This is a genomic window from Nocardioides sp. (genome assembly GCF_050699375.1).
Classification (GTDB): Bacteria; Actinomycetota; Actinomycetes; order Propionibacteriales; family Nocardioidaceae; genus Nocardioides.
This window is the reverse complement of sequence record NZ_JBOHDN010000347.1, coordinates 1-11,832: the sequence shown is the minus strand read 5'-3', so window position 1 is coordinate 11,832 and position 11,832 is coordinate 1. Positions and strand designations below refer to the sequence as shown.

Annotated in this window: 10 protein-coding genes; 7 read left to right on the top strand and 3 right to left on the bottom strand. The window is 70.8% G+C overall.

The window, feature by feature from the left end:
• The 3 genes from ACRDPS_RS23405 to ACRDPS_RS23395 all read left to right on the top strand — a co-directional run.
• Positions 1–1,594, top strand: a 1,594-nt coding sequence (locus ACRDPS_RS23405; protein WP_431504071.1) for an MMPL family transporter, incomplete at its 5' end; no start/stop codon positions are given.
• Positions 1,584–2,885, top strand: a complete 1,302-nt coding sequence (locus tag ACRDPS_RS23400; RefSeq protein ID WP_431504070.1) for a sensor histidine kinase — start codon at positions 1,584–1,586, stop codon at positions 2,883–2,885. The genes ACRDPS_RS23405 and ACRDPS_RS23400, both read left to right, overlap by 11 nt.
• Complete coding sequence (locus tag ACRDPS_RS23395) at positions 2,882–3,499, top strand: response regulator (RefSeq protein WP_431504069.1); 618 nt, start codon at positions 2,882–2,884, stop codon at positions 3,497–3,499. Before ACRDPS_RS23400 ends, ACRDPS_RS23395 begins: the two co-directional genes overlap by 4 nt.
• A 113-nt stretch (positions 3,500–3,612) precedes the next feature.
• On the opposite strand, the gene ACRDPS_RS23390 is transcribed toward ACRDPS_RS23395, so the two are convergent.
• Complete coding sequence (locus tag ACRDPS_RS23390) at positions 3,613–4,272, bottom strand: response regulator (RefSeq protein WP_431504068.1); 660 nt, start codon at positions 4,270–4,272, stop codon at positions 3,613–3,615.
• Positions 4,269–5,540 (bottom strand): sensor histidine kinase, encoded by a 1,272-nt coding sequence (locus tag ACRDPS_RS23385; RefSeq protein ID WP_431504067.1) that lies wholly within the window; start codon positions 5,538–5,540, stop codon positions 4,269–4,271. Before ACRDPS_RS23385 ends, ACRDPS_RS23390 begins: the two co-directional genes overlap by 4 nt.
• Before the next feature lie 145 nt (positions 5,541–5,685).
• Here ACRDPS_RS23385 and ACRDPS_RS23380 point away from each other — a divergent pair, with 145 nt between their 5' ends.
• Positions 5,686–6,624 (top strand): CPBP family glutamic-type intramembrane protease, encoded by a 939-nt coding sequence (locus ACRDPS_RS23380; RefSeq protein ID WP_431504066.1) that lies wholly within the window; start codon positions 5,686–5,688, stop codon positions 6,622–6,624.
• Here the strand turns inward: ACRDPS_RS23380 and ACRDPS_RS23375 are convergent.
• Complete coding sequence (locus tag ACRDPS_RS23375; RefSeq protein ID WP_431504065.1) at positions 6,551–7,813, bottom strand: MFS transporter; 1,263 nt, start codon at positions 7,811–7,813, stop codon at positions 6,551–6,553. The two genes, ACRDPS_RS23380 and ACRDPS_RS23375, sit on opposite strands and share 74 nt — an antisense overlap.
• Before the next feature lie 104 nt (positions 7,814–7,917).
• Here ACRDPS_RS23375 and ACRDPS_RS23370 point away from each other — a divergent pair, with 104 nt between their 5' ends.
• The 3 genes from ACRDPS_RS23370 to ACRDPS_RS23360 form a co-directional block, all read left to right on the top strand.
• Positions 7,918–9,384, top strand: coding sequence for a pyridoxal phosphate-dependent decarboxylase family protein (locus ACRDPS_RS23370; RefSeq protein ID WP_431504064.1), 1,467 nt, complete (start codon positions 7,918–7,920; stop codon positions 9,382–9,384).
• Positions 9,381–10,817: a lysine N(6)-hydroxylase/L-ornithine N(5)-oxygenase family protein gene (locus tag ACRDPS_RS23365; protein WP_431504063.1), complete on the top strand. Its 1,437-nt coding sequence runs from the start codon at positions 9,381–9,383 to the stop codon at positions 10,815–10,817. Before ACRDPS_RS23370 ends, ACRDPS_RS23365 begins: the two co-directional genes overlap by 4 nt.
• A partial coding sequence (locus tag ACRDPS_RS23360) for a GNAT family N-acetyltransferase (protein ID WP_431504062.1) occupies positions 10,814–11,832 on the top strand: 1,019 nt, incomplete at its 3' end. The genes ACRDPS_RS23365 and ACRDPS_RS23360, both read left to right, overlap by 4 nt.

Sequence of the window (11,832 nt, the reverse complement as noted above, 5' to 3'; positions counted from 1 at the left end):
GTTGCAGGTGACGGGTGGACCGGCGTTCGGCGCCGACGTGGCCTCCGCCTTCGACGGAGCGGACTTCACGCTGCTGCTGGTGACGATCCTGATCGTGGCGCTCCTGCTGATCATCACCTATCGCTCGCCGGTGCTCTGGCTGGTCCCGCTCATCGTGGTCGCCCTCGCCGACGGACTCGCCGGGCGGGTCACCGCAGCGGCGGGCGCGCTGTGGAGCTTCGAGTTCGATGCCGGCATCGTCAGCGTGCTCGTCTTCGGCGCGGGCACGAACTACGCCCTCCTGCTGATCTCCCGATACCGGGAGGAGCTGCAGGCGAGCGACGACGACCGGCTGGCACTGAGCCGGGCCTGGCGCAAGACGGTCCCGGCGGTGCTCGCCTCGAACGTGACCGTGGTGCTCGCCCTGCTGACCCTGGCCTTCGCCACGATCCCGATGACGCGCGGGCTCGGGGTACCTGCGGCGATCGGCCTGTTGATCGCGCTCCTCGCGGTGCTGTTCGTACTGCCGCCGTTCCTGGCCGTGTGTGGCCGGAGGCTGTTCTGGCCGTTCATCCCGCGCCCCGGTGGCGCGCGTACGCAGGGCGGGACGTGGCGTGCGGTCGCGTCCCGGGTCGCCAAGCGACCGATGATGAGCCTGCTCGGCGGGCTCGCGCTGCTCGCGGTGATGGCCACCGGCCTGTTCGGCACCTCGGTCGGGCTCGACCAGGTCGAGAAGTTCCGGGTGCAGTCCGAGTCGGCCGCCGGTCTGGAGACGCTCGCGGCGCACTTCCCGGCGGGTGAGGCCCAGCCGATCTACGTCATCGCCGACAGTGCCGCGGCCGATGAGGTGGTCTCGGAAGCAAGCCAGGTCGAGGGAGTGGTGCGCGCTCACCCCGCCGGAACCACCGAGGACGGATCCGCGACGAAGATCATGGTGACCAGCGACTACTCGCCAGGCACCGAGCGGAGCCTGGAACAGATCACCGAGCTGCGCGAGGCCGTCGGCCCGATCACGGGCGCGGACGCTCTGGTCGGGGGCGCGGTCGCGACCGAGCTGGACGCGCGCGACGGGAACGAGCACGACCTGCTGCTCGTCGCACCGCTGGTGCTGGCGGTGAGCTTCCTCGTGCTCCTCCTCCTGCTGCGCTCGCTGGTCGCGCCGGTGCTGCTGCTCCTGGTGAACCTCACCAGCGCGATCGCCGCGATCGGGGCCGGGGCCTGGTTGAGCCGTACGTTGTTCGACCAGCCCGCGCTCGACCTGCAGGTGCCGATCCTGGCCTTCTTGTTCCTGGTCGCGCTCGGGATCGACTACACGATCTTCCTCGTCCACCGGGCGCGCGCAGAGGCCGCGGAGCTCGGTACGAAGGCAGGCATGGTCGAGGCGGTCACCCACACCGGGAGCGTCATCACCAGCGCCGGCATCGTGCTCGCCGCCGTGTTCGCGGCACTCGGCGTGCTGCCGCTCGTCGTTCTCGGGCAGCTGGGCCTGATCGTCGGTGTCGGTGTGCTCGTCGACACGCTGGTGGTGCGTACGGTGATCGTGCCGGCGATCTTCAGCCTGGTCGGCGACCGTATCTGGTGGCCCGGGAGGCTGAGGGGAGCCGATGAGAGCTGAGAAGATGAGTGTTGTGCACATACCGCTGAGGAGCACCGGACCCTCGGGTCCGGCTCCCGCCGCGGCGACGGCGCGGGCGATGGAGATCGGCCAGCACGTGATCGCCGTCGTACTGACCGCGATCGGGGTCAGCCGGGCGATCGGCGACGGCGTCGCCCTGCCCGTCGCGATCGTCGCGGGCGTCGCGATCCTCGGTTGGCACACCGGCGGCGCGATCGTGCCGCCCAGGACGACCTCGCGCCGTCTCCTGGTGTGGTGGCTGATCGGCTTCGCCGCGATCTGGATCGCCGCCGTCGCCGTCTCGGCCGAGTTCGTCTGGCTCGCGTTCCTGCTGTGGCTGCTCGCCGGGCATCTGCTGCCGCTGCGCTGGGGGCTGGTGTTCTCCGCCTCGATCCTCGTGGTCGTGATCATCGCCCCGATCCTGCACGCAGGCGAGACCAGCTACGCCGACGTCCTCGGCCCGCTCATCGGGGGCATCTTCGCGTTCGGCATCTCCCGCGGCTACCTGCAGCTGCTCCGCGACGCCGCCGAACGAGAGCGGCTGGTCACCTCCCTGACCACGGCACAGCAGGAGATGGCGGAGCTCCAGGACGAGCTCGCGCTCGCGCAGCGGCACTCCGGAGCGATCGCCGAACGAACCCGGATCTCCCGGGACATCCACGACACCATCGCGCAGGCGCTCTCCTCGATCCGGCTCCTCGCCCACGCCGGGAACAGCCGCACCGACGACGAGGAGTCGTCGCGCACCTTCGCCCAGATCGAGGGGCTCGCGGGCGACAGTCTTGCCGACGTACGCCGGATCGTCGCCGCCCTCGCCCCCGCCGAGCTCGAGGACGACGCCCTCGCCTCAGCGCTCCGGCGCATGCTCGACCGGGCACACGAGGAGGCCGGGCTGGCCGTCGACCTCCGCGTCGACGACACGCTCCCGCTCCTGGGCACCGAGGTCGAGGTCGCCCTGCTGCGTACGGCACAGTCGGCGCTGTCCAACGTCCGCCTCCACGCCGGAGCGTCTCGGGTCGTCATCTCCCTGATCGACGGCCAGGACTCGGTGCGGATGGACATCAGCGATGACGGCGCCGGATTCGACGTCGCCGCCTGGGAGCAGAATGCCGGGATCGGATCATCCAGCTATGGCCTGCGGTTCATGCGAGCGCGACTGCGAGAGCTCGGAGGCGGCCTCGACGTCGAGAGCACGCCCGGAGAGGGCACCGCGGTCTCCGCGCATCTGCAGATCCACATCGACCCGAGCCGGCCCACGGCGACAGCGCCCGAGACGGGGGAGAAGCCATGACGACCGTGCTCCTGGTCGATGACCACCCGGTCGTACGCAGCGGCCTGCGCGCCGTGCTCGAGGCCGGCGACACGGTGCGCGTCGTCGGCGAGGCCGCCACCGGCGAGGAGGCGGTCACCCTCGCCGCCCACCTTCATCCCGACGTCGTCCTCTGCGACCTGCGCCTCGGCACCGGGATGGACGGGATCCGGACCACGAGCGCGCTCCGCGGGCTCGACCCGCCACCGGCCGTACTCATCCTGACCACCTTCGACCGCGACGCCGAGATCCTCGGTGCGATCGAGGCCGGCGCGGCCGGATACCTCCTCAAGGAGGTCGATCCCGAGGTCATCGTCGAGGGCATCCGCCGCGCCGCCGCCGGCGACACGGTCCTCGCCCCCGACCTCGCCGCGCGGGTGCTCAAAGGCATGCGCAGCCCACTCCCGCGGCTCACCGGTCGCGAGATCGAGGTGCTGCGCCTGCTTGCGCGGGGCTCCACGAACAAGGAGATCGCCCGCACCCTCTTCGTCACCGAGGCCACCGTGAAGAGCCACCTCGTGCACATCTTCACCAAGCTCGGCGTCGACAGCCGCTCTCGCGCCATCCATGTCGCTCAGGAGACCGGCCTGATCTGACCATTTGCCGAGTCGGCTCAAACTGACGCCAAACCCTGCCGAGTCGGCCCGTTCCAACGAGCCGACTCGGCCCGGTTTTCGGTTAGGACGGGCCGACTCGGCGAGGGTTTTGGTCAGGGGGCGATGAGGCCGGACTGGTAGGCCCACACGGCGGCGTGCAGGCGGGACTTGACGCCGAGCTTGGGCATCATCCGGGCCAGGTGGGACTTGACGGTGGAGACCTCGAGTACGAGGGCCTGGGCGATCTCCTCGTTCGACATGCCCTCGGCGAGGTGGAGGAGGATGTCGAGCTCTCGGGCGGTGAGGAGCTCGCTGGCACGAGCCGCGGTGACCGGCTGCGTACGTCTGCGGGTGACGACCTCGCGCAGGACCCGCCGGGTCAGGGAGGTGTCGAGGGTGCCGTGGCCGGCCGCGACCGAGCGCACCGCAGCGACGATGGCGTCGGGGTCGGCGTCCTTGAGGAGGAAGCCGGAGGCCCCGGCCTCGAGGGCGCCGAAGACGTAGTCGTCGATATCGAAGGTGGTCAGGACGAGCACCGGGATCGGGTCGGCGACGTCCGGTCCGCACAGCTCGCGGGTGGCGCTGATGCCGTCGCGACCGGGCATCCGGATGTCCATGCAGACCATGTCGGGACGCAGGGTGAGCGCCTGCTCGACCGCGCTGCCGCCGTCCTCGGCGACCGCCACGACCTCGATGTCGGGCTCGGTCTGGAGGAGCGTACGCAGCCCGGCACGTACCAGCGGCTGGTCGTCGGCGACCACGACCCTGATCATCCGGCCACCTCCTCGACCGCGGCCGCGGGGATCCGTAGCCGGGTCTGCCAGCCGCCTTCGGGCGTCGGACCGGCCTCGAGGGTCGAGTCGGTCAGATCGGCGCGCTCCCGCATGCCCACCAGCCCCAGCCCGCGCCGGGCCGGGCGAGACGCAACCGGGACGGACGTCGGTGGCGGTCCGTTGCGCACCGTCACCACCACCGCGGCCGGGTCCCGCGAGTCCAGGACCACCTCGCACCGGGATCCGGGCGCGTGCCGCACCGCGTTCGCGAGGCACTCCTGCACGGTTCGGTAGGCCGAGAGCTGGGCCAGCGGGCCGACGCCCTCGTCGGCGACGGCGGCCTCACCGAGGGTCTCGAGCTCGACCTGGAGCCCGGTCCGGCGTGCCTCAGCGACGAGCTCCGGCAGGTGGGAGAGGCGCTCCTGCCCACCGGTGCCCTCTGCCTGCCCCGGGCTCCGCAGGAGCGTCACCAGCCCACGCAGCTCACGCAGCATCGCCGTGCTCTGGGTGCGGACCTGGCGCACGGACTCCTTCGCTCCGGCCGGGTCGGTGTCGATCTGCCGCTCGACCGCGCCGGTCATCACCGCGATGCCGGTCAGATGGTGGGCGGCGATGTCGTGGAGCTCGCGAGCCATCGCCGTACGCTCCTCGGCGATCGCCGCGGCCACATGAGCCGACTGCTCCCGGTCGACGGCGAGCGCGAGGTCGGTGCGTGCCTCCCGTGCGTCGCGCCGGGCACGCACCGTCGCGGCCAGCAGGGCAGGTGCGGCGATCACGCCAACGCCCTGGACGAGCCCGGCGAGGACCGCGGTGCCGGCTCCGAGACCGATGTCGATCTGGCTGATGAACCCGCCGAGCGCGACCAGCAGCCCGGCGCCGGCCAGCGAACCGGCCAGCGGGCCAGCCAGTCGGCCCTGACCCGGCAGACCTGCCGTAGTCACCGCCGACCACACGCCCACCAGCACCGCCGCCGAGGACAGGCTGGTGGCGTCGCCCGCGCCGCCGGCGGCCAGCGCGACCGCGCCGGCGGCGACGACCAGCAGCACGGTCAGCGGTCGCTCGCGCCGCCACACCAGCGCGACGGCCTGCACGGTCAGCACCGCCAGGCAGAACCACCAGCCCAGGCCACCCAGTGCGGGCATCCCGGCGACCTCGGCGTCGGCGGCGTCCAGGCTGGGGGAGACCACCAGCATCGCCGTCGCCACCACCCAGGCCACCAGGGGCGCGATCAGCTTCTGCGGCATCCGGATCGTCACTTCGCGCTTCACGCCATCATCCTTTCCGCAACCGAACCCGGTTACCAGCATCTTTCGATGCAAGTGCGGCGGTTCGGTCTTTTGCCCGGCGCGAGCGGGTCGGTCCCGTTCCTAGGTTGAGGTCCGCCCGGAAACGCCGGACCGAAAGGAACAGATCATGACCATGACACCCCCGACCGCAGTCTCGGTGGTCGAGCCGGAGAGAGGCCTTCACGCCTTCGTACGCCGCCACGAGCTCACCACGTTCTTCGTGCTCGCGCTCGCCGCGAGCTGGCTGGCCTGGACTCCCTATGTGCTCTCCAACAGCGGCCTCGGGGTGTGGGACCTCACCTTCCCGGGCGGCGTCCTCGGCGGCCAGGTCCTCGGGATGCTGCCCGGCGCCTACCTCGGCCCGATCGGCAGCGCCGTGCTCGTCACCGCGATCTCCGGTGGACGTGCCGGCCTGCGGGACTGGGCCAGGCGGCTGTGGCGCTGGCGGGCGAGCTGGCGCTGGTACGCCGGGATCCTGCTCGGCGCGCCGGCGGCGATGATCGTCGCGACCCAGATCACCGGCGGTCAGATGGCGCAGCCGTCGCAGACGTGGCTGATCGTGCTGGCGGCGTACGTCCCCGGGCTCGTCCTGCAGATGATCACCACCGGTCTCGCCGAGGAGCCGGGCTGGCGCGACTTCGCCCTGCCGCGCCTGCAGCGCAAGGTCGGACCGCTCGGCTCCGCCTTCGTGCTCGGGCCGATCTGGGCGCTGTGGCACATGCCGCTCTTCCTCACCGAGTGGGGTGGCTGGCCGGACGCACCCTGGTATCGACCGATCGTCTTCGCCGGGTTCTGCCTCACCTTCGGGGTGATCATGACCTGGGTCTTCAACCGCACCGGCCAGAGCCTGCCGTTGGCGATGCTGCTGCACACCAGCGTCAACAACTACGCCTCGGTCGCCTCGAGCCAGCTCTTCCCGGGCGTCGGCCACGACCAGTTCCAGCTCGCGCTGCTCGTCGCCGGGTCCATCGGCGCGCTCATCACCATCGTCGCTACACGGGGGCGGCTCGGCTATCCGCGACCGGCTCCGGTGTCGGTGCCGCTGGAGAGTCCTCTTCCACGCTGAGCAGGGTGCGAAGCCGGGTCAGCACCAGGGCCGTCGTGAGCGTTCCGCCGACGACGACGAGCGCCCACAGGTGGCCGAGCCCGCTGCCGATCAGGGACCCGGCGATCGCCGGCCCGAGGATCTGGCCGAGGGTCAGGGTGAGGCCGAGGCAGGCGTTGTAGCGGCCCCGGAGGTGGTCGGGAGCGATGGTGTTCGCCAGCCCGGTCACGACCGGGGCCCACAGCGTCTCGCCGAGGCCGAAGACCGCCAGGCCGACCACGATGGCCGCCACGGCGCCGGCGACGGGCAGCAGGTCCGCCGTCGCCAGCACGGTCCAGGCCAGCGACCAGATCAGGACGGCGCAGGTCAGCGCGGTCGTACGCCGCCACCTCGACGTGAGCCGAAGCAGGGCCACCTGCCCGCAGACGATCACGGCGGCGTTCGCCGCGAAGGCCCAGCCGAGGGCGGTCGCGGGAACCCCGGCGACATCCACGGCGTACGCCGTCGCGCCGGCCTCCAGCTGCCCGTAGCCGAAGGTCACCGCGAGCACGCCACACCCGAAGAGCGCGACCGCACGACGGTCCCGCAGCACCTCACCCCAGTTCCCACCTGCCTCATCGGCCGCCTCGCTCTTGCCGCTCCGGCGCGGAGAGCGGACCAGGAGCGCCAGCACCGCGGCGTAGGCCAGATATGCGAGCGCGTCGCACAGGTAGAGCACCTGGAAGGTCTCAGGACGATTCACGTCGACGAGGAACGCGCTGACCAGGCCGCCCACGCCGATGCCCACGTTCAGGCCCAGGAAGGCGAAGCCGTACGCGCGCTCGCGGCCGTGGGGCGGGACCATCCCGGCCAGCAGCGTCGTCGTCCCGGGCCAGAGGGGAGAGGCGCCGACGACCACGCCGGCCAGGACCGCCATCACCGGGACGAGCCCGCTGACGAAGCCGAGCGAGCCGATGGACACGGCCTCCAGAGCCAACGCGCCGAGCAGCACCGGGCGCGGGCCGAACCGGTCGAGGAGCGCTCCGATCCCGGGAGCGGCGGCCAGCCCGACCAGGCCCATCCACGCGAACATCCAGCCCGCGGTGGAAGACCCGAGATCCCGCACCTGGGCCAGGTAGACGTAGAGGAACGGCAGGGTCAGGCCGTTGCCGAGGGAGGCGAAGGCGAAGCCGGCGAGCACGCGTCGGGCCTGGGTCGGCGAGTGGGGCACGGGTGTGATCGTCCTCTCTCTGAGCCGCCTGTCTGGCGGGGGAGTGTTTAGGGTAGCCTCACTTAGGTTCGCCTAACCTAATCCCCCCGTGTCGAAGGAGACCAGTGAGCGCACCGCACCTGGAGCATCTGTTCCACCCCGACAATGCTCGTGAGTACACCAGCGGCATCACCGAGGCAATCAGGATGCTCGTCGACCAGCTCGCCAGGCTCGACGGCCCGAACACCGGAATCTCGCCCGAGCTGGCCGCCAAGCCGGTTGCCGAGGTCGACCTGGACAACCCGCTGCTGGACGGCACCGCCGCCCTCGCCGAGGTCAGCCGGCTGTGGCTCGATGACGCCGTCTGGTTCCACGACCCGTCCTATGCGGCCCACCTGAACTGCCCCGTCGTCATTCCCTCCCTCGTCGGAGAGCTGCTGATCGCGGCCGTCAACACCTCGATGGACACCTTCGACCAGTCGGCGGGTGGCACGTTCATGGAGCGTCATCTCATCGACTGGACCGCCGCTCGTGCGGGCTATCCCGAGCCGACCCGGGACGGCATCTTCACCAGCGGCGGCAGCCAGTCCAACCTGCAGGCGCTGCTGCTGGCCCGTGGCGAGGCGGAGCGCCGCGGCGTACCTCTGGACCGGCTGCGCTTCCTCACCTCCGCGGACAGCCACTTCTCCATCGCCAAGTCCGCGCGCCTGCTCGGCATGGGCGACGCGGCCGCGATCGCGGTCCCGACCGACGCCGCGCACCGGATGGACGTGGTCGCGCTGCGGGAGGCGCTCGACGACTGCGTCGTCGACGGGCTGGTTCCAGCGGCCGTCGTGGCCACCGCCGGCACCACCGACTTCGGCGTGATCGACCCGCTCGAGGCGATCGCCGACGCCTGCCGGGACTTCAACGTCTGGTTCCACGTCGACGCGGCGTACGGCGGCGGGCTGCTGGCCTCGCCGAAGTATCGCCACCTGCTCGACGGCATCGAGAGGTCCGACTCGATCACGATCGACTACCACAAGACCTGGTTCCAGCCGGTCTCCTCCAGCGCCCTCCTCGTCAGGGACCTGGCGACGATGCAGCACGCCTCCTGGTACGCCGACTACCTCAACCCCCGGGAGTCGGAGACCCCCAACCAGGTCGACAAGTCCCTGCAGACCACCCGCCGCTTCGACGCCCTCAAGCTGTGGCTGACGCTGCGCACGATGGGGCCCGACCAGATCGGTGCCTACCTCGAGACGGTGATCGATCTGGCGCGCGAGGTCTACGACATCCTCAGCGTCCAGCCGGACATCGAGGTCGTCACGCCCTCACAGCTCTCCACCGTCGTCTTCCGCTACCTCGACCCGCATCTGGGCGAGGCCGACCTCGACGAGGACGCCCTCGGCGACCTCAACCGCCGCATCCGCGCCGAGATGTGGAACAGCGGTCGCGGCGTCGTCGCCGCGACCAAGGTCGACGGCCGTCAGTTCCTCAAGCTCACCCTGCTCAACCCCATGGCCTCGCTCCAGGACGTACTCGACATCATCGAGCAGGTCCGCACGCTGGGCCGTTCCATGGGCCGTGCCGTCCAGGAGGTCGCCCGATGACCGTGCCCAAGACTCCCGCAAAGCCCGCGACGGTGTTCACGGACACAGACACAGCCACATCGACAGGCACAGCCACCGACGGATCAGCCCACGTCCACGACCTGATCGGGATCGGGCTCGGCCCGTTCAACCTCGGTCTGGCCGCGCTCGCCGACCCGATCGACGAGCTCGACTGCCTCTTCCTCGAGGCCCGGGACCGGTTCGACTGGCATCCGGGGATGCTCCTCGACGACGCCACCCTGCAGGTGCCGTTCATGGCCGACCTGGTGACGATGGCCGACCCGACCTCGCGGTTCAGCTTCCTCAACTTCCTCAAGCAGACCGGCCGGATCTACCCGTTCTACATCCGGGAGAGCTTCCTGCCCCACCGGCGTGAGTACAACCAGTACTGCCAGTGGGTCGCCGAGCGGCTCGACTCCGTCCGGTTCGGGCAGCAGGTGACCTCCGTCGAGCACGACGGGGAGACGTACGTCGTCACCACCGCCTCCGGCGAGACGCATCGGACCAGGCGGCTGGTGCTCGGGACCGGCACGGCGCCGCACGTCCCCGAGCCTGCCCAGGAGGCACTGGCGGGGGACGGGCCGGCGATCCACAGCGCCGACTACCTGGCTCGCAAGGACGAGCTCGTCGGACGCCGCAGCGTCACCGTCGTCGGGAGCGGCCAGTCGGCCGCCGAGGTCTACCTCGACCTGCTGAACGCTCAGCCCGACCACGACTACCAGCTGGCCTGGCTGACCCGGAGCCCACGGTTCTTCTCGATGGAGTACACCAAGCTCACCCTCGAGCTGACCTCCCCGGAGTACTCCGCCTACTTCCAGTCGCTGCCCGCCGACAAGCGTGAGCGGCTGCTGAAGTCGCAGCAGAGCCTCTACAAGGGCATCTCGGGCGACACCATCGACGCGATCCACGAGGCGCTCTACACCCGGTCGGTCGAGGGGTCCGCCGAGACCACGCTGCTCACCAACACCGAGCTGCGCGGCGTGACCCGCACGGACGAGGGCTATCACCTCGCGCTGCACCACGTGGAGCAGGAGGAGGACTACGAGATGGCGACAGACGCGATGGTTCTCGCCACCGGCTACCGTGCCGGAGTCCCGGCGTTCCTGGAGCCCGTCCGCGACCGGATCCGCTTCGACGAGCACGGGCGCTACGACGCCAGCTCGACCTTCTCGGTCGACCACACCGACCGCGAGATCTGGGTGCAGAACGGCGAGGAGCACACCCACGGCTTCGTCGCCCCCGACCTCGGCATGGGCGCCTACCGCAGCTCGATGATCCTCGCCGCCGTCCTCGGCCGGGAGCCGTACCCGGTCGAGAAGCGGGTCGCCTTCCAGGAGTTCGGCGTCCCGGACCGTTTCCGGATCTTGTCCAAGCACAGCCAGCCCAGCCGGATCTTGTCCAAGCACAGCCAGCCCACGGAGGAGACCCGATGAGGATCACGATCGAACCGCTCGACATCGAGCCGCACCTCGCCACGGTGCACTCCTGGGTGACCCACCCGCGCTCGGCGTACTGGATGATGCTGGACGCCTCGCTGGAGGACGTGGCCGAGGAGCATGCCCGGATCGCCCGTCACCCGCACCACGACGCCTGGCTGGGCCGGGTCGACGGCGTGCCGGCGTTCCTGGCCGAGACCTACGACCCGGCCCGCAGCGAGCTCGGGGGCATCACCGACGTACCCGAGCTCGCCCCCGGCGACCTGGGCATGCACGTCCTGGTCGCACCGGCCTCCGGCGAGCCGACCTCCGGCTTCACGACCCGGATCTTCCGCGCGGTGATGCGGCACTGCTTCGCGGATCCCGGCGTCCGTCGCGTGGTGGTCGAGCCCGACGTACGCAACGAGCCGATCCGCCGCAAGAACACCGAGGCCGGCTTCGTCGAGCTGCGCGAGATCAGCATCGGTGAGAAGACCGCGATGCTCTCGGTCTGCACCCGCGAGATGTACGCCGCCGCCCACCTGCGCCCGGAGAACCTGCGCCTCGCCCACCGGCACCTGGTCGCCAAGGCGATCGCGGAGTTCAGCCACGAGCGGATGCTCGCTCCGACTGCCACCGTTGAGGGCACCGACGACGGCTGGGAGCTGCGCGGCCCCTCCTCGACGTACGCCTTCTCCGCGCGTCGCTTCCTGCTCGACCACTGGGTGGTGGACCCGGACTCGATCGTACGGACGACCGAAGGTGCGGAGTCCGAGGTCGACGCCCAGGCGTTCGTCGCCGAGTTCGCGCCCGACCTGGGCATCCCGGACAAGCTGCTGCCGACCTACCTGGAGGAGCTCGCGGCCACCATCGCCTCGGCCTGCTGGAAGCTGGAGCACCAGACGCTGACCGCCGCCGACCTGGTCGACGCCGACCACCAGAGCGTCGAGGGCGCGATGAGCGAGGGCCACCCCGCCTTCGTCGCCAACAACGGCCGGATCGGCTTCGACATCGACGACCACGCCCGCTGGGC

Bases quoted from the DNA above. Each gene is read 5' to 3' on its own strand.
- ACRDPS_RS23400 (WP_431504070.1), top strand. From the start codon at position 1,584: ATGAGAGCTGAGAAGATGAGTGTTGTGCACATACCGCTGAGGAGCACC.
- ACRDPS_RS23395 (WP_431504069.1), top strand. From the start codon at position 2,882: ATGACGACCGTGCTCCTGGTCGATGACCACCCGGTCGTACGCAGCGGC.
- ACRDPS_RS23390 (WP_431504068.1), bottom strand. From the start codon at position 4,272: ATGATCAGGGTCGTGGTCGCCGACGACCAGCCGCTGGTACGTGCCGGG.
- ACRDPS_RS23380 (WP_431504066.1), top strand. From the start codon at position 5,686: ATGACCATGACACCCCCGACCGCAGTCTCGGTGGTCGAGCCGGAGAGA.
- ACRDPS_RS23365 (WP_431504063.1), top strand. From the start codon at position 9,381: ATGACCGTGCCCAAGACTCCCGCAAAGCCCGCGACGGTGTTCACGGAC.